The 18,225-nt window shown below is 37.5% G+C and carries 12 protein-coding genes; 4 read left to right on the forward strand and 8 right to left on the reverse strand.

From position 1 onward, the window contains the following. Nucleotides 1-108 precede the first annotated feature (108 nt). The 6 genes from I6F66_RS16025 to bcsR are packed head-to-tail and all read right to left on the reverse strand — an operon-like array spanning nucleotide 109 to nucleotide 10,886. Nucleotides 109-3,927, reverse strand: a complete 3,819-nt coding sequence (locus tag I6F66_RS16025; protein ID WP_197209478.1) for a cellulose synthase subunit BcsC-related outer membrane protein — start codon at nucleotides 3,925-3,927, stop codon at nucleotides 109-111. Next, nucleotides 3,918-5,048: a cellulose synthase complex periplasmic endoglucanase BcsZ gene (bcsZ, locus tag I6F66_RS16030; protein WP_010555125.1), complete on the reverse strand. Its 1,131-nt coding sequence runs from the start codon at nucleotides 5,046-5,048 to the stop codon at nucleotides 3,918-3,920. Before bcsZ ends, I6F66_RS16025 begins: the two co-directional genes overlap by 10 nt. Further along, nucleotides 5,048-7,294, reverse strand: a complete 2,247-nt coding sequence (bcsB, locus tag I6F66_RS16035) for a cellulose biosynthesis cyclic di-GMP-binding regulatory protein BcsB (protein WP_197209479.1) — start codon at nucleotides 7,292-7,294, stop codon at nucleotides 5,048-5,050. Before bcsB ends, bcsZ begins: the two co-directional genes overlap by 1 nt. Further along, nucleotides 7,287-9,956, reverse strand: a complete 2,670-nt coding sequence (bcsA, locus tag I6F66_RS16040; RefSeq protein WP_197209480.1) for a UDP-forming cellulose synthase catalytic subunit — start codon at nucleotides 9,954-9,956, stop codon at nucleotides 7,287-7,289. Before bcsA ends, bcsB begins: the two co-directional genes overlap by 8 nt. A 1-nt stretch (nucleotide 9,957) precedes the next feature. Further along, nucleotides 9,958-10,674: a cellulose biosynthesis protein BcsQ gene (gene bcsQ / locus I6F66_RS16045; protein ID WP_197141090.1), complete on the reverse strand. Its 717-nt coding sequence runs from the start codon at nucleotides 10,672-10,674 to the stop codon at nucleotides 9,958-9,960. A gap of 32 nt (nucleotides 10,675-10,706) precedes the next feature. Then, on the reverse strand, nucleotides 10,707-10,886 hold the full coding sequence (gene bcsR, locus I6F66_RS16050; RefSeq protein ID WP_165729048.1) for a BcsR/BcsP family cellulose biosynthesis protein: 180 nt from the start codon (nucleotides 10,884-10,886) through the stop codon (nucleotides 10,707-10,709). A 114-nt stretch (nucleotides 10,887-11,000) separates the two neighbouring features. On the opposite strand from bcsR, the gene bcsE reads away from it, so the two are divergent. From bcsE to tyrR, 3 genes are all read left to right on the forward strand, one after another. Beyond that, entirely contained in the window at nucleotides 11,001-12,623 is a 1,623-nt protein-coding gene (gene bcsE / locus I6F66_RS16055) for a cellulose biosynthesis protein BcsE (protein ID WP_197141080.1), read from the forward strand. Nucleotides 12,624-12,792: 169 nt separating this feature from the next. Then, entirely contained in the window at nucleotides 12,793-14,373 is a 1,581-nt protein-coding gene (bcsG, locus tag I6F66_RS16060; protein ID WP_197141070.1) for a cellulose biosynthesis protein BcsG, read from the forward strand. Nucleotides 14,374-14,566: 193 nt separating this feature from the next. Beyond that, nucleotides 14,567-16,123 carry a transcriptional regulator TyrR gene (gene tyrR / locus I6F66_RS16065; protein WP_010555118.1) on the forward strand — a complete coding sequence of 519 codons (1,557 nt, stop codon included), beginning with the start codon at nucleotides 14,567-14,569 and terminating at the stop codon, nucleotides 16,121-16,123. 28 nt (nucleotides 16,124-16,151) lie between these two features. Here tyrR and I6F66_RS16070 read toward each other — a convergent pair whose 3' ends face one another. After that, nucleotides 16,152-16,646: a hypothetical protein gene (locus I6F66_RS16070; protein WP_197141058.1), complete on the reverse strand. Its 495-nt coding sequence runs from the start codon at nucleotides 16,644-16,646 to the stop codon at nucleotides 16,152-16,154. 105 nt (nucleotides 16,647-16,751) lie between these two features. Between I6F66_RS16070 and I6F66_RS16075 the strand changes: the two genes are divergently transcribed. Then, entirely contained in the window at nucleotides 16,752-17,285 is a 534-nt protein-coding gene (locus I6F66_RS16075) for a thioesterase family protein (RefSeq protein ID WP_002958217.1), read from the forward strand. 80 nt (nucleotides 17,286-17,365) lie between these two features. Here I6F66_RS16075 and I6F66_RS16080 read toward each other — a convergent pair whose 3' ends face one another. Then, nucleotides 17,366-18,019: an OmpW family protein gene (locus I6F66_RS16080; protein ID WP_197141054.1), complete on the reverse strand. Its 654-nt coding sequence runs from the start codon at nucleotides 18,017-18,019 to the stop codon at nucleotides 17,366-17,368. Between the last annotated feature and the right edge of the window lie 206 nt (nucleotides 18,020-18,225).

Consider the following 18,225-nt stretch of genomic DNA (forward strand, 5'->3'; position numbering starts at 1 on the left):
AACACCACAAGGTAAGAGACACACCCTTATCCTAGTTACAATTGCGCTCAAGTATACATATACCTTAGTGCTAGGGGAAGTGTTCGCGGTGTATCACCTTATGCCAAGTTAAAACTCAGCATAAGGAACAATAGGGGTGCCTGGAAACTCAAGTGTTCCGTACACAGGATTAAAGTAGTAACGTATATAAAGCTGACCAAAATTTGGTTCGTAAAAGTCAGAACGATCGATGGCTAAGTAACCACCAAAGAACCAATTCGGCGTTATTCTATACTCAAAACTACCTTCAAGATTATATGAAACACCAGAACTTGTTTCACCTTCAAATACAGGATCAACACCTGTTATTGACTCTCTATCATATGCAGCTATTTGCAAATCGCCATCATTAGGGAAGAAATCAATAGATTGAGTTTTTGTTTGCGAGTACGAAACACCTGTTTTTAATCGATAAACAAAATCATCGCCCCAACGCGCGTCATAAGTGAGTGGCACAGATAAACCTACATAGTTTTGTGGGCTGTAATAACCACCATGGCCCCATGTTTCTTCACTTAAATTATACTTGTATGCCCAATGTAATAAGCTAGCGCCTGCGGTAAATTCACGCTCTTGATTGCTAATTACACGGTAATAAGTACCGCCCATCATACGATAGCGTTGGTTGTCTTTTACATTTTGGCCTTTATATAGGGTAAAGTCGGCGCTTGACCAAAAACCCCATTTTCCGCCTAAGTCGTGTGATACATTAGCCGTTAGGCCTGTAGAGCGTACACCACCCCAAACTTCACCTGTTTTTACATCTTTAAGACCTGCATAAGAAAGTACCGAACTTGTAACTGGGCGTTTTTCAAGTTCTAGGCTGTATCCAAAATCGCCAAAACTGTCTGCGTAATTTACACCCCATACAATATCTTCAATTAAAAAGCCAAGTGGAGTTGTACCTACATCTACACGCCAGTTTTCGTTTTGCCAACCAATACCTACATCTACACCACTTTCCTCAGGTGTCACTTCATCGATTGAACAGGTAAAAATACACAGTGCACCTTGTCCATAGCGGCTGCCAGCAAATTGCTCATCAAAGCGCGTTGTTTGTGCGCTAATAGTAGTCGGGTCTACTTTAATAAACCCTTGGCCTTGCCAAAGCGGAAAGTAAGCTTCAATCGGGACTAAGCCCGCACCAAGTGTTGCTTCGCTTTCGGTGCTTGTTTGCCCACTAAAGTTAACACCAATAGCAATGTATGCTTGGTTTTTGTTTTGCTCGTTTATTAGCTCTCTTTTAGCACCGTTTACATACCATTCATCGTTTTCGTCTATTTTTGAAAGCGCTCCGTAAAGCTCTTTTTCATTTAATGTACGATTAGGAAATAGGGTTTGCGCGTACCAAGATTGTGCTTGTTCGGTTTCGTTGAATTTGCTGGCTACTTGAGCGCCTAGATAACGTAATTCTTGATCGTTGGGTGACTTTTCAACAAGTTGCTTAGCTAAATAAAGTGCATCCCCTGAGTAATTAAACTCATTGAGAGATGACATGATTTGGCGTTGCAAATAACCTTCTTGCGATGTGGTTTGCGTAATCGCTTTTTGCGTAACTTCTTTTGCTTGAAAGTCGTCCCCAAGTTCTATGTATGCATTAGCAATAGCGAGTAGTGCTTGAGGCTCTATGGTTTGTTTATTTTGCACTTTTTGCTGATACAAAATAACGGCCGCTTCGCGCTGTTCAAGTGCTAAATTTGCATTAATAAGGGCAGTAGTTGTTGCTGGAGTATTTTTATATTTTTGATCCAGCTGGTTAAGCTTAGCGATTAAATCACTACCATTGTAATACTGAGTAATATAGCTATTTTGTAGTTGTACATATTGAGTTGTTTCGTTTTCAGTTGCGCTCTCTGGTAATACGTACTTTTCAAACCATTGCTTCGTTTTATTTTCATCACCTTGCTCTAAAAGCCACTCACCATAAAGTGTATGCCAATAAGCAGAAAGAGAAGGCTCAGCTTCCAGTGCTTTGTTTATAAGTTTTATAGCGTGTTTTTTTTCATTAATTCGATACCAGCTTCGCGATAACTCTGCCTGCATAGCGGGTGTTAAATTTTGTGCCTCTAGGTTGCTTAAATGATAGATTGCAGTGGCTTTATCTTTAGCATCAAGGTGGCGCTCACTTTGTGTTAAAGACTCATTAAGTTGCAGCTGCTGTTCAAGCGCAATAATGTCTTTATCTCTGGATTTAAATGGAATGTACTGCAATGTTTTAATAGCACCTTGATAATCATCAAGGGATCGTAAAAAAAGCGCGTGGCTGTAACGAATCTGAGGGTTTAACGGAAATTGCCACAGCACATTATTAAATAAAGCGCGGGCCTCTTCTGTCAGCCCCTTTTGTTGGTATATAAAGGCTAAATCGTAGTATAACCAAGGCTGTTCTGGCGCTATTTCAATAGCGTCTTTTAATACTTTTTCGGCTTGCTCTAAATCTCCCGACTGTGCAAACGTATTTGCCTTTGCGCGGTACTGACTACTTAAAGATACAGAATAAGATTCTTTAATTAGTTTCTTTTGATTAAACGATAAGCTGTTATAAAAAGAGGTTAGGGCTTTTTCATTTTGCTCTAATTCAGCTATTTCAAGTAGGCCTATTAAAGCGCTGCTATTAAGTGGATCACTTCTTAAAACAATTTGATATGTAAGCGCAGCCTGTGAATATTGCCCTTGAGCAAATTGTAATAAACCTTTGTTATATATTACTGTATTAGTTTCTTGTTCTAAGGTGGCTGCTAAATCAAGCTTAAGCTTAGCCGTTTTAAATTCTTTATTATTAATGGCATTTTTAGCTTCGCGTATATAAAGCCAAAGCTTAGCTGTTTTTGCTAATTCTTGTAGTGTTTCACGTTCAGCGAACTCAGTTGTGTACTTTTGTGCACGAGTAAAATATTGATACGACTTTTGGTTTTCACCAAGGCGTAAATAGAGTGTGCCAAGGCTTCGCATTATAGCGCCGTCTTGCGGTCGGCCTCTTAAAGCTTTTAAAAGTAAAGGCTCTGCGGCAGCAAGTTTATTTTTCTCAAGTAATTTATCGCCTCTTACCCAAAGTTGATAGGCGGGGTCGGCAAGAAGTGTTTGACGTTTTTTATAATCTTTTAGAAAATCTTGGTATTGTAATTCACCTTTACTACTAAAAGGATAAAGAGTGAAATAGCGCTGATACTGCTCAACTGTATCATCCGTTAAGGGCATTTCTAGCAAAGCACTAAGCCAAATATATTCTACTTCATTAATAAAAGTAGGGCCTGCGCCATATTTACTTAAAATATCAATCGCTTTTTTATCTGTAAGATTACGTCTAAGTAGGTGACGGGCATAAGCAATTTCTATCTGCGCAATACTTGGGTAGCTTTGAGTTAATTTATTATAGCCTTTTTTAACACTTTCCCATTGTGAGCTATCTTGTCCATACCAGCTTAAATGCTCAAGCTCGTAATCTAATGTAGGGTAGACGTTTTTAAAAATATTATTATAGATTTCGCGAGCTTGTTCATAACGACCCGCACGAGCCAATAATTTAGCTTGCTGAATTGAAGATTTGTCTTTTCCTTCAGTACGAGAAAGTACTTTTAGCTTTTCAACGCACGGAGCTTGTTTGGTAAGCCCATTATCTATTTTACTTAGTAATTGGTTGGCTTTCGCTGATTCGCCATTGGCAAAATCATAACGCGCTACTGCGCACTGTGTTTCTATGCGGGCAGGGGCAATAGCGACTAGCTTTCTCAAGCTATCTTCAACTAGTTTTTTATTTTGCTGTGCTTCACCAATACCTATTTGGCTTAGTAACCAATCAACAGATTGCGTATCAATATCGTTGACTGTGTTAGCGCTTAATCCAGAGCTAAGCGCTAATGTGCAAGCGAGGGCAAACCTTAACGGCATTCAGTGCTCCATACCGGTTGTAGCGTCCCATCTGCTGTAATTGAAAAACGCTTATTTAAAGCACTTGTACCAAACAAGTTAAGTACGCTGTCGTAATAACGAGTCTGGGTAAATGATTTATCAATCATTAGTTTTTGCTGAATAGCCATTACTGTAGAATTATCGTTATTAGTTGCTAGTAAAGGTAATAAAGCTGAGTTAAAGCCTAGAGGGCCTCTTTTTTCAGATTTTCCTGATTTAGCAAAAGTATTTAAAGGCACGTAACCACGTTTATTAATTGTTTCTATAAAAGGGTTAAATTGCGCTAATAGCTCTTTTTTATAAGGTGCGTTGTCTGCCATCATACTTGCCCATAAATATACTCTAATAGCGTTGTAACTGCCCAAGTCGCTCGTTTTTTTATCGTAGTAAAAGCCGTTATTTGCATCAAACATTACCCAGTCAGGGCTAACACCTTGCTTTGCTGTATCTAAAATCAACTTTGCTGAGCCTTCGTGCAGTTGATGCCAAGGCGAGTGTGGATAAAGCTTTTTAAACTGCTGATAAATAAATAACGGTGAGTAGCTTGGGTTTAACTTAAAACGCTCATTATCAAATTCAAAACCAGTAGGGGCGGGTAGTAATGATAAACCTAGGCCCGAAATATAGGCGGTTTCTTCACGCATTATTCGCTGTGCAAGTACGGCTGCTAATATGCTGTAGCGGCGGTCATCCCAAAGAATAGCAGCTTGCGATAAACTGTATGCTATCCATAAGTCAGAATCAGACGCTGGATTTGAATCTAAAATTCCGCCAACATTTTGATTGTTAACACCCCATTGCCATGCCGGTAAACGAGTGCTTAAATCACCTTCTGATAAATGTTCTTGCGTCCAATCCAGGACTAGGTCAAACATTGCTTTGTCATTTGCTACGACAGCAAAAAATAAGGCATAAGACTGGCCTTCAGAGGTTGTGACTTTTTGCTCACTCCCCAAATCAATAACGCGGCCATCTTGGCTTATAAAGTTACTTTTAAACGTTTGCCATGCATCCCATGGTTGGCATTGCTCTATTTGTGCATTGGCATTAAAGGTAAATAATGCAATCACGGTAAAAAATACATTAATGAGTGACTTCATTACTTATCTCCTTCAGCTAAGCGCTTGTATGTTAATGCTTGTAGTAATCGCCATATAATAAATGAGATCAGCAGTAGTGTTAAAATAGACAAGAGTGCCAGTACAAATGGGTGATCCGATAAATGGAACCAAATTAGGGTATGCACAGGAATGTGACCAACAAAATATTGCTCATCAGTTTTAATTGTTTTAATGCCTTGAGAATTTATGACCGCAGCACTGCCTTTAATTTGCGCAAGAGCTTCTGAACTCATTAACGCATCATCTAGTAGAGTAAAGGCTTTTTGTGATGTTGCACTAAGCGATACAATTGAACGCTCTGAATCAAACGGTGATTGAAAGCCAGTAATAACGGCCATATCACCACTACTTTTTATACTTACTTGGACTTTATCTGTTGTCTGCTCATCGTAAGCACCGTTGTATATGGCTTGTTTTATAGCGCGCTGATTATTATCAAGCAGGATATTAGTTTGCGCATCTTCATCTAAGTTATTAGCAATGCTATTAGGTTTTGCGATTACTAAGATGTCTTTATCATCTAAGTTGGCATCTTCATTTAAATGAGCAACACTTATTCTATGAGCTGGGTAGCCTGTAATAGCACCAAAGTGGCCTGTTAAATTAAACAATACAGATAGTGCTTTAGGTGATGGAACTTCATCTATCAATACTAAAGTTTGTTGTAAGTCTGCGTATTTTGTAAATGGGAATCCGCTGTTTGCAAATACATTTAAATCAGGCAGAGCCATGTAATGGTCAAACCCACTTACATCAATGTTAGAGTTTCCATCAATTACTCCGTATTCGCCACCAGGTGGAGCAACGGCACATTCGCCTTTTTTAAGTACTGCAAATCTAAAGTCAAAATTTAACTCATTTCGGCTGGCAAGATTAATACCGTCTAATGAAAAGTCTTCAGCGCTTTGCGTTGTGTCTGTATTAGCAATTAAAGGCAGCAACGTTTTAGCGGTAGTTAACGATGAGTCTTTTTTATCAAGTAAAAAACCACTTATAAATTCTTGGTTTATTAACATGTTTAAACGTGAATTTAATGTTTCGCTCTCTGGCGTATTACGGTATTGCAAAGTAATAGGAATACCTTTTTCACGCCAAGTAAATAAATCAGGTGCAAAACGAACATTTAATTTTATAGGGCCGTTGTTAAGACCCTCAGCTTGTAACTGAGTTGGGTAGTCAATAAGCTCGTCAAAGTGCACGGGACGATCGTTTCTTAGCCATCTCGGCGCATCATAAGCTTTACGCAGTGGGAGTTTGTTAATAGCCTCGATGCTTGCACTTCGGCCAGTCATAATTTTATGACCAAATACAAGACCAGTTACCGCTGTTTTTAAGTCTTTTTCGTCACGCCCCAAAATTAACAGCATTTTATTGTATCTGTGAATAGGGCTTGAAATTAGCTCGACGGTTGGCTTTTCAACATCTGGATAATCTTTTAAAAAATCAGGTTTTGAGTCATTAGTAATAAACACCACACTGTGCTGCTCTGGTGCTTTATTTAAAACTACTGGAAAGTTAGCGCCACGCCAGTCAGCTTGTGCGCCAAACCAACTAGATAAAGTGGCTGCAGCTTCTATTGCTTGTGTATTAGGTGTGCTTGCAAATACAAAAGGTAAGTTTAATTTGTTGTAATCTTTAGCATCAAAAAATGGTTCTGGTAAATATTCAAGGCGGCTATCAATTGCTAACTGTTTTTGATCAAGCGTGATATGGCTTGATTTGTTTATTTCAGTCCAAATTGAGCGGCTAAAGTAATCTTGGCATCGTAAGTCGTAGTAGCCAACTAGTTCAAAGCGAATTTGGTTGTAGTCTTGAATGTATTTAGCATTTAGGTCTAGGCTATGACTTACCGTATTTTTTACAATACTTAATTGCTCATTAATAGGTAAAACAGTAACTAAGTTATCGTTAAAATAAACTTTTAAATGCGATACATTAGCCAGCAATGAAGGTGAGTTGGTGTACGAAAAGTTAAGCTTTAGATTAGTACTTAATTTATCAATTCTATTTGTGAAATCGACTCGAGAATTATTATTCACGCCGTCGAGTTTATAGTCGTTAAACCCTAACTTTTCAAAGCTAAGACGTAAACTAGAAACCTGAGCGCTCTCAGGGTAGCCATTTACAAACATAGTTTTGTCGTGCATAGGCTCGATAGCGAGCACTTGATATGCGCTACTAATAAGTAACAATGTTAGAAATGTATTTAGTAACTTTTTAATCATAATTATTATGCACTATCGGTTTTTTTGGAGTAAATGAATTTATGTAAATGACAGTATTAGTCATAAACTTAATTATAGGTTGTAACGCTCTTGGGGCATGAAATAATAAATTACTAAAGCCCCGTAAACTGGTTTTTTGCACTTCTTTGAAGCTATACGATGGACGGTCATGTCTAAAGTTATTTTGCCAATCTAGCCAAGCATCTGCTCTGGAGAAAGTACATTGTATAAAAGCTCTTTGCTTTTCGAGAGATAAATCTTTAAGTGTAAGGCCAATTTGTTTTTTACGGGTATTACATACATACGTTGTAAACGAAAATTGCTTGTTACCGCGACTCATTAATAATTCGATTTTATCGTTAACGCGGCATAAATGTGCGTGTTCAGTCTCTATACCTACACCGTTATCTGAATAATCCGTTATTTTTACTTTTAAAGTATGACCATTTGCTAAACGAACGCCGGCAGGAAAGTTTGCCTTTATACGATGCGAGTGCCTCACTTGGCGAGCCTCAGCAGCAACCGCAACCGCAGCACCCAAAATAATAATATTATAAAAAGCCCAACCCATACTTATTATAAGTACGCCAACCTGGCTTGAATCACCTAAAAACAGACGTAATACACCCACTATTATTCCAAGTAAGTTAATAAGTAAGAGAATTAAATACGGTTTAGAAATCCCCCAGTCGTAATGCTCTTCATCATTTAAACCGCCTTTTTCGGTTACGTTAAATTTACCTTTATTAGGATTAAATAAAGCAACGGTAGTTGGTTTTAGTATGTACCAAGCAAGTACTGACTCATACACTTCACCCCAGAAGGAATAACGGTATTTACCTTGAATACGTGAGTTAGTCGCTTTTATTTGAATTAGTGTCGGTACCACATAGATAAAAATAGCAATAAAAGGAGCATAAATTATGTAGGCATTAAAATATATTAGCGCCAAAGGAGCTGTTAAAAATACAATACGAGGAATACCCGAAAGGAAATGCAACATTGCGTTTATATAGCATAATCGTTGAGGGATGCTTAAACCTTTACCCATCAATGGGTTATCAAGCCTAAATATTTGCGCCATACCACGCGCCCAGCGAATACGTTGGCCTATATGCGCTGACAAGCTGTCGGTTGCAAGGCCTGCGGCTTGTGGAATGTTTATATATGCAGTTTTATAACCTGCGCGCTGCATACGAAGGGCCGTGTGAGCATCCTCAGTTACTGTTTCAAATGCAAAACCACCAATATTATCAAGCGCTTCTCGTTTTAATACGGCGCAAGAACCACAAAAGAAGGTTGCATCCCACATGTCGTTACCATCTTGAATCAATCCATAAAACAACATATTTTCGTTAGGAATTTGGCTGTGGTTATTAAGGTTTCGCTCAAATGGATCGGCTGAGAAAAAGTGATGCGGTGTTTGCACTAAACACACTTTACTGTCTTTTAAAAACTGCCCCATTGTCATTTGTAAAAATGAGCGAGCAGGAACGTGGTCACAGTCAAAAATTGCGATATATTCGCCATCGGTATAGCGCATAGCGCTATTCATATTACCGGCTTTAGCATGATTGTTATCCGAACGCGCTAAATAACCCACTCCAATTTCGGCTGCAAAATCTTTAAACTCTGAGCGCTTACCATCATCTAATATGTAAACATTTAGTTTATCGGCTGGCCAATCGATACTTAAAGCCGCGAGCGTAGTGGGCCTTACAACGCTTAACGGCTCGTTATAAGTTGGAATATATACATCAACTGTTGGCCACAAGTCAGTGTCTTTAGGCAAAGGAACTGGTTTTCGTTCAAGTGGATTAATTGTTTGAAAAAAACCTAAAATAAGCACAAGCCAGGCATACGTTTCAGCAAGTAATAAGCCCCCACCTAGCGCAAGTGCAAGCGGGTCATCCCAGTTTAAAGTTTCAGTGTAACGCCACCATAAATAACGAGAAGACGTAGTTACTGACAAGGTGATCATGACAATGGTTGCCATTTGGCCTTTTACTCGCTTAAGTGCATACGCAACTAATAAAATAAAACTTATAAAAACGGCTTGAGCTTCCAAGCTAAAAGGAATTGTAATGAATATTGCTAATAAAAATAAAATAAACGCGAGGATGACGTATTTAACTAATTTATTTTGCCATACACGTGCATCAGCCATCGCTTTAAAAGCACTCTTTTTAGGACCTTTTTTGTTTTTTGATAGTAGGCGCTTTAATAGTTTACCTAACTTTAAATCAAACCAACGTAATTGCCTTAAAAGGTAACTAACGCCATCATAAAAATAATTAACCGCATCTTCTTTTACAGAACTCGGTTTAAGCTGGTTTTTAAAAAATACTAAAAAAATACTTTGGATAACAAAGCGTAATATATTTGAGTAAATATAGGTTCGATAAGGCAACCTTAAATGAGGGTAGTAGTCATAAAGGGTAAACTCAAAGCTGATTTTATGCTGTTTAATGTTTATAAATAGCGAGCTTAAAAGTGTAATAAAAGGCATTAAGAAAGCTTCAATTACATTTACTTTATGTTGATTAAAGTAGCTGTGAAACTTAAATAATATGTACCGAACTAACTTATCAGTAAATAAAATGCTCAGCAGCAAGTATAAAGTACAGTGGATAGGGCGCTGATAAAATAATGTAATACTCATTTTATAAGGCTACTTTACTAACTAGCCAACCAGCTAGCGTTTCAAAGTCATCATTTGCGACACTATATGGCGCGCAGTTAAGCGCTACATTTCTGTATGCGGTTGACTCTTTAATAACTTCGTCACTGTTAATAAAAAAAGGAGCCATAAGCGGAAGCGTTGATTGCCATAGAGAAAACAAGTCAAATTCTAGCGTAGATGCAGAGTTATATCGGTTAACTAAAAAGTAATGCTTCCAGTCGGTATCTGAATTTTTGAGTGTTTGTAGGCGCCTATAAATTAAGCTGTGACAAATAGCATCACAATTTACCAGTTCAATAACAATATCTTTTTTTTCTAACGGATAATGAGAAATATTAATATGTGAAGGGCAGTCAAAAAGCACCCAAGCTTCGTCACTATAATTTAGGTTTTTGCATTTATCGACCATTTTAGTGATGCTATTGGTGCTCGTGTCATCACTATCACCAAATGGTAAAAATACAATGCCATCGTTATCTTGGTGAAAATGCGCAATTGCATCTTCAAAGCTTGCTTCATTACTCCAGCCTTTGGTGTATTTCCATGGCAAACCAAAATGTAAACCTAAGTCACTTTTTGCATCTAGATCGATTGCAATAACATCAACGTCAGATTTTTTTAGTACGCACGCTAGGTTTGCAACCACAGAGGTACTGCCTAAACCGCCTTTGACACCTTTAATGAAAACTCTTTGCAACTGATGTTTTACCTATTGTTAATTGAACTAGCTTACATGTTTAGTTCGTTGTTTATTTCTTTAAGTAATGCGTACTTATTAATTGTATTATTATTTTGCTGCTTGTTTACAATTTCTATGTAGTCATCACTTTTACCACCAAAACGCAGTGCAAGGTTTTCTATGTCGCTTGATGTTAACGTTTGTGAGTTTTTAGATGTTAAGTTGTTCATCTTTACCTTAACAGTTACGTTAATTATTTTGATTAAATGTGGACAATATTTGGCTATTATATATAGAATAACGGTTAAAACTAGTAAAAAAGTATTTTTTATAGGGCGTTTTAAATGCATAACTTTAACATAACGGGATTAGAGCCTGCTGCAAAAGAGTTAAAATGGGCTTCAAGTTACGCTGTTTTAGCCCCTTTAGACAATTTTTCAATCGAATTGGCGTTACATTCAATTAACCAAAGCTTGGCTAATGATATATATATAGTTTCCCAAGAGATTGAGTCATTTTTTGATTCTTCTTTTTCTGCACCGTTAAACTATGCTTATAAACATAATCGAGTTCACCCTTTTTCGTTGGCCCCACAAACACAGCATTATTCAATTGAGAAAATTAATTCAGCTATTATAAAAGAAATCAGTGCTTATAAACGTCTAAACACGGCACTTGTTTTTGTTCACTTTAGTACAACACAGCTAAACAGTGCTAGCGAAAAAAGCTTAGAGCTGATGATGAAAGAGTATAGAGATTTCACTCAAAAGACGGGTGCTACATTATTACTCTTAATATCTGGACCTGATATTGCTAATTATCGTTTTTTAGTTAGACGATTAAACAATGTATTTGATGGACTAGTTTTTGTTGATAACGATGCTGCGGTGCGAGTACTTGAATATGACTACTGGCGTCATAGTACCGGTGTTATCGCTGGTGAACATTATCAGTTATTGCTAAGTAAAAACCAGTTTGTTGTTCAAAAGGGAATAATAAGCGAGAGTAAAACGGCTAAAAGTTCAGATTTTTCTGATGAAGATGATGTATGGCTAGTGCAAGGTGCGGTGCCCGAAGGTACTAAACTACCGATGCACTATAAAAGTGTGAAAGATAATAATGACTTATTTAATAAAGGCCCAAAGGTAGAGGCAGCTACATTAATTTTTGCAGTAACGCGTTATACCGATTTAGCGTTATTAGGTAAGCAGTGTTTTGAGCTTAGAAAAAACTGTGGACGCTGGTTAAAACTTGTTATTCAAAATGTAGACGGTGTAATTCGTCATCAAGATGAATGCTTATTTTTAACCTTGGGTGTAAACCTTATTTTATATAGTTTTTCAGAGCCTTCTCGGTTGCTCTCACAAGTTCAATCTATTCAAGGTTTTCAGTTTTCAAGACCTTTACCTCCCTCTGTTGAAGATGTGTTAAAATACACTGAAAATACCTTTTCAAAGGGGTATTTACCTTTCATTGAGTTTACAAAACAAGTAGAAATTCATAGTGACTCAGCCGTTAATCTAGGTGTGAGTGGTGTGCTAGTGAAGCTTGAACTACTGCCAAGAATAGACCCTATTCACCCTTTGCATTTATTTCATATTAAGCGCGAAGGTGATGTATTTAGTATTGCAGATAATACAGTTTATTTATATCTGCATGCTTGTAGAGAGAATGACGTTGATAATGCAATTAAGCATTTGTTTAAATTAAAAACAAGCGATTTTTTTGTACAGCAAAATGTAATTTCTGATCACTTTTACATTCAACAAGAATGTAAACAATTAAGGCGTTTTTATAAAGGTAAGAGTGTTGTAGATTTCTCGCAAAAACTTGCCGAGAATGATAGCTATAAATTTGCACCTGATATAGCAAACAGCGTTACTGAAAATATTAACACACCTGAATTTTCTAGCAAAAGCCGCCCAGATGCTAAGCCTTTTATAATGAAATTAAGAGATAACTTATGAGTATGAATCAGCTTTTAATTACCGTGTTTCTTGCAATGGTGCTTGGCGCGGTGCTTTGTATGCTAGGCAAATACATTTTATCTCAAATAACAAAATATTATTATAAGCTTACTTTTAAACATGAAGTACTAGAGCCTTATACACCAAATACAGTAAAAAAGGATAAGAAGTGAAATTATCAGGTTTAGGGGTTTGGAACCTTTATTTTTTAGTTAAGTTTGCTCTGTTTTATTATGGTGCAATTGATTTTAACGTATTAACTAATGCGGCTTTTGCTGCGTTGCTTGCGATTAAATTTAAACAGCCATTAATAGAGAAGGCAAAACATATAGTAGGTGCTGTGTTTGCTGTGGTATTACTTTACCAAGACTCATGGTTGCCACCAATAAACAGGTTGACTAAACAAGCGGGTAACGTTCAAGATTTTAGTTTTGGTTATTTTATTGAGTTATTAACCCGTGTTATTAACATTGATATGTTATTGGCTTTGTTCGTAATTAGTGTGTGTTTTTGGTATACATCGCAATGGATACGCTTTACAACAGTCACTATCGTCGGGCTGTTAGTTGTAGGATGGCAAGGGGGTAACTCTCAATCACAATTCGTTAATAATGTGGCTAACCCTGAGCCGGTTACACAGAGTCAAAGTAATCCTCAAACACAAGTGATCACTCAGGCAGCACAATCTCCTGATCAAAAATTAGCTGATTTTTATCAACAACAAAGCTTATTAATGAGTCACTTTCCAAGCCAAGTAAATGGTGAACTGTTTGATGTAATTATTTTGAACATATGCTCAATGGCTGTTGCTGATTTAAATGCTATTGGTGTAAGTGTTACTGATATGTATAAAGACTTTGATGTGGTGTTTTCAGACTTTAACTCGGCTACATCATACAGCGGACCAGCTGCGGTAAGGCTACTGCGCGCTAGTTGTGGCCAAACTAGTCAAACGGCATTATTTAAAGAGGCACCTGAACAATGTTACTTGTTTAAAAACCTAGAAAAACTAGGTTATCAAAATAATGTTGTGATGAATCACGACGGACATTTTGATGAGTTTAAAGGTTTAATAAATAAGTACGGTGGCCTAGATAGCACGCCATTTAATATCGATTCAATGCCAGTGGCGCTTCGAGGTTTTGATAATAGCCCTATTTACTCAGATGAAGCTGTGCTGGATGGTTGGTTAGAGCAAGCTGATGATTGTAAGCCGTGTGCGATGTACTACAACACCACAAGTTTACATGACGGTAATCAGCTAGAGAATCAACCAAGGGTGAATAGTAAAGAGACATACCCAATCAGACATAAAAACTTGTTTGCTGATATTAACCAATTTGTAAAAAAATTAGAAAAGCGTGGTCGCAACGTTATGTTAATGATAGTGCCTGAACACGGCGCTAACTTAAAAGGTGATAAAGTACAATTTGCAGGGTTACGCGAAATCCCTAGTCCTGCGATTGTGTCTGTACCTGTAGCGATTAAATTTATAGGCCCAGACGTACAAAACTACTCGCAAATTGTGGTTGATGATTCAACAAGTTACTTTGCGCTTTCAGAGCTGGTAAGTAAGACGCTGCAAACTGATGTGTTTGGTGGGAATAATAGTGTTGCTAATTTACTTGAAAACCTACCTAAAGCACCTAAAGTTGCTGAAAATGAAGGCACAATAATGATGTATGTTAACCAAAGACCATTCATACAATTAGATGGTGGTGATTGGTCAGCTTACCCACAAGGTAAGTAGTCTCATAATAAGATTTAATAAACAGCACTGGTATAGTTAAATATAGATATCAGTGCTGTTTTTCTTCGTTTAATTACATCCCACCCTTTGGCTCTAAAAGCTATTTTGTCCAAAAATGTTTACAATAAACTACCTTCTCAAAGCGACTTAGCGTATTATTCGGCTAATATAGTTTTTCCTTCTTTGAGGATGTATGCGTCTAGATATTCACTGTGCTGATCGAATTGGTATTGCTCAAGAAATCCTTAATATATTAGTTAACTACAGCGTTGATTTGAAAGGAATTGAAGTCGATTCTGTAAATTGTCGTATGTACGTTAGTTTTCCCGAAATTGAATTTGAACAATTCCAAAAAATTATGCCATCGATACGTTTAATCGACGGCGTACATGATGTGCGTACCACTGCATTTTTACCATCTGAGCGTGAACACAACGAATTAAATACTTTACTACGTGCATTGCCTGATGGGGTTATCTCTATTGATGCTAAAGGCTGGGTGCGTTTATGTAACGATGCAGCATGTAAAGACTTACAGCTAATTGAAAAAGACGTGATTGGTGCAAATATTAATAACCTGCTTAAAGGCTTTAACTTTACACGCTGGTTAGAAGGTAAAGAAGTACTCGGACAAACTACTCGCGTTGAAGTTGCTGGTGAGGATTTTATTGCAGACATTTTGCCAATTGCAGTGCCTCAAGGTAGTGAAGGTGATGTGCTTGCTGGTGCGGTTATTAACATTAAATCGCAAAGTCGGTTAGGGCAGCAAGTCAGTGCATTTAGACGTTACGGGCAAGAAAGCTTCGCTACTATTCATAACTTTAGTACGGCAATGCGCCGAGTTGTGCGCGAAGCACGCAAAATGGCGCAACTAGAAGCCCCTATTTTGATTACTGGTGAAACAGGAACAGGTAAAGAGTTATTAGCTAGAGCGTGCCATTACGCATCTAATCGTTCTGTTAAACCTTTTATTGCACTGTCGTGTGCTTCACTTCCTGATGATGTTGCTGAGTCTGAGTTATTTGGTTATGCCGGGTACGAAGAAAATGCAGCGCCAAAGCGCGGTGTATTAGAGCAAGCCGATGGTGGAACTGTATTTTTAGATGAAGTTGGCGAAATGTCGACTCAACTACAAACTAAGTTACTGCGTTTTTTACAAGATGGTACGTTTAGAAAAGTAGGCGATGAGAACGAAGTTAAAGTAAATGTACGTATTGTTGCCGCTACTCAAAAAGACTTACCTGCAATGGTACAAGAAGGGGTTTTTAGAGAAGACTTATATTACCGTATAAACGTGCTTACTTTAGAAATAGCGCCACTAAGAGATAGAAAAGCAGATGTAGGACCACTTGCAGAGCATTTTATTCAAAAATATGCGCAACAAAATGGTCATGCAATTCCTGTTTTATCACAAGAGTGTTTGAGCTTTTTACAAGAGTATCCGTGGCCAGGAAATGTTCGTCAGCTGGAAAATGCAATTTACCGCGCAGTGTCGTTACTAGATGATAGCGAGCTTCGCGTAGAGCATTTACAGTTACCAACTTTTACCCATGATTTAGGGTATTTAGAGTCTGATTTTGAAGGCTCACTAGATCAAGCTGTTAAACGTTTTGAAGCGACTTTACTTCGCAAACTCTACCCAGCTTATCCAAGCTCACGTCAGTTAGCTAAGCGATTGGGCCTAAGTCACACCGCGGTAGCTAATAAGTTACGTGATTACGGTATTAACCGAAAAACAGTAAAAGTGTAATTGGCCTAAATAAATTAAAATATGGGGACTAATTTTTAGTGCCCATATTTTTTGTTACCCCGTCAATTGCAATCGTCTCGATACCTTCTTCGTTAAAGTTCATTACAATGCTGGCGTTATTACGAGTGAAAAAATAGCTACGGCCATTAAGTTCAATAACATAATCGCCTTTTACGGGGTCGCTAAATTGCTGCTTTTTTAAAGTGATCTTATGTCCGCCAATTTGCCATTCAAACTCTTCAATAAATCCATTATTAAATTCTTGCACCCATATTTGGCTGTCATCTTTTGAAAGCGTTATAGCTACCGAGTAAGAGCTAGGGATCTGCTCCATATTGTAACTTTTAGAGCCAATAGTGAATTTTTCAGCTTTTTGCTGCCATTCAAAACCAAATTTAAATTCTTTAACTACACCAGTAGGGTAAGTAACAGAGCCTTTACCCGGTAATGAAAAATCGGCAAAAGCATTATAACTAGGCACTAATAGAGTTAGCGCAGTAATAATTTTTAGTTTTGACTTCATGAGTTATCTTTTTATTGTAATAGTGATTTAAGATTAAAGTAGAATATTCGTCTTCGTAAGGGGCTATGCTACACTCGAATAAATTTAACTGGTAAGACCTTTTTTGTGAACCTATATATTCGACTTTTATTATTGTTTTTTAAAATTAAACGTAACAAGCAATATCAAAATTTACTTGATACGGTAGATATTGATTACAAAGCTCTACCTACTGATTGTGACATTAATTTACATTTAACAAACTCACGTTACCTCGCGATGATGGATTTATCTCGAACTTGGATGACTGAGCGCGTTGGCTTGCTTAAACAAATAATGAAGCGTCGCTGGTTTCCGATTGTTAACGCAACTGCTATTACTTATATTCGTGATATTAAGCCTATGCAGCGATATACAATAAGTACTAAGTTAGTTGGATGGGATCATAAATACTTTTATATTGAGCAAAAGTTTCACTCAGAACGAGGCTTACATGCTATTGCTTATGTACGCGGTGTATTTAAAAGTAAAAAAGGTATTATAAGTATTGAAGAAATGCTTGAAGTGGCTGGTTTTGATGGCCAAACACCTATATTGCCAAGTGAAGTTATGCACTGGAAAGAAATGCTAGAGCAGAAAAAGTTAAGTAACCTGCCCTAATCTCTACAAATGAAAAAAAGGCCTTTCGGCCTTTTAACACACATTGTAATTGGGTAACTACGTACTACTTTATATATGCTTTAAAAGCTGTATCTAACACCGAACATAGCAACAACGGGGTCAAGCTCAACAGTTGATGTAAGTGCTTTTGCACCATTAGCATAAACAGTGGCATCGGTATCAATATCCATAATTGATACCATGGCGTGTAGACCCCAGTTTGCATCAATTTTATAGTTAGCACCTACCTGAGCCATAAAGCCAAACGAATCATCTAATTTTACTTCTACATCGTCTGTTCCTAGCGTCGCTTTAAGTGCTTGAGAAGGTTGCTCATCAAAAAATGCAGTGTAGTTTATGCCTACGCCTATAAAAGGTCTTAGCGCATAACTTGTGTCTAAAAAGTGGTATTGCGCAACTAAAGAAGGAGGAAGCTGTTTTATATCTGCAATTTTGTTGCCTGCTAAGCCGCCTGCGCCATTCACATCGTGTGAAAAAGGTGTTGCTGCTATTAGTTCTAACACCCATTGATCGTTAAATGCATAATCTACAGTGATACCTAGTTGAGTATCTGAATCACCTTTAAGGCCCAGCGTAGATGCTTCATTAATTGCTGAGCTACTATTATCAGGGTTTACGTTAATAGCGCCAACATTTACGCTAAAGTTAGCGTGTGCAGCTGGAGATAGTGCTAATAAAGAGGTTAATAATGCGATGCTAATTTGAGTTTTCATGTTGTTCTCCAAGAACTACTGTTTGATTGGCGCTATTATTACCGAGCAATAAAAATGAAAACCTGTTCTAGATCAAAGTTTAAAAAACATTTTAACCTTGTGGAGTGCTTTATTGATTTAGATTAAATTTAGCGTCGTTCTGCTTTTGAAAAGATTGACATATTTATTTCATCAACAGTCATATGAATGTACTAAGGCTGACATCG

This window comes from Pseudoalteromonas sp. NZS100_1 (assembly GCF_015864285.1).
GTDB lineage: Bacteria > Pseudomonadota > Gammaproteobacteria > Enterobacterales > Alteromonadaceae > Pseudoalteromonas > Pseudoalteromonas arctica.

What these genes read in the sequence shown, in the direction of transcription:
- I6F66_RS16070 (WP_197141058.1), bottom strand. Translation starts at nt 16,646, where the DNA reads ATGAAGTCAAAACTAAAAATTATTACTGCGCTAACTCTATTAGTGCCT.
- bcsE (WP_197141080.1), top strand. Translation starts at nt 11,001, where the DNA reads ATGCATAACTTTAACATAACGGGATTAGAGCCTGCTGCAAAAGAGTTA.
- I6F66_RS16080 (WP_197141054.1), bottom strand. Translation starts at nt 18,019, where the DNA reads ATGAAAACTCAAATTAGCATCGCATTATTAACCTCTTTATTAGCACTA.
- I6F66_RS16025 (WP_197209478.1), bottom strand. Translation starts at nt 3,927, where the DNA reads ATGCCGTTAAGGTTTGCCCTCGCTTGCACATTAGCGCTTAGCTCTGGA.
- bcsR (WP_165729048.1), bottom strand. Translation starts at nt 10,886, where the DNA reads ATGAACAACTTAACATCTAAAAACTCACAAACGTTAACATCAAGCGAC.
- bcsZ (WP_010555125.1), bottom strand. Translation starts at nt 5,048, where the DNA reads ATGAAGTCACTCATTAATGTATTTTTTACCGTGATTGCATTATTTACC.
- bcsA (WP_197209480.1), bottom strand. Translation starts at nt 9,956, where the DNA reads ATGAGTATTACATTATTTTATCAGCGCCCTATCCACTGTACTTTATAC.
- bcsB (WP_197209479.1), bottom strand. Translation starts at nt 7,294, where the DNA reads ATGATTAAAAAGTTACTAAATACATTTCTAACATTGTTACTTATTAGT.
- tyrR (WP_010555118.1), top strand. Translation starts at nt 14,567, where the DNA reads ATGCGTCTAGATATTCACTGTGCTGATCGAATTGGTATTGCTCAAGAA.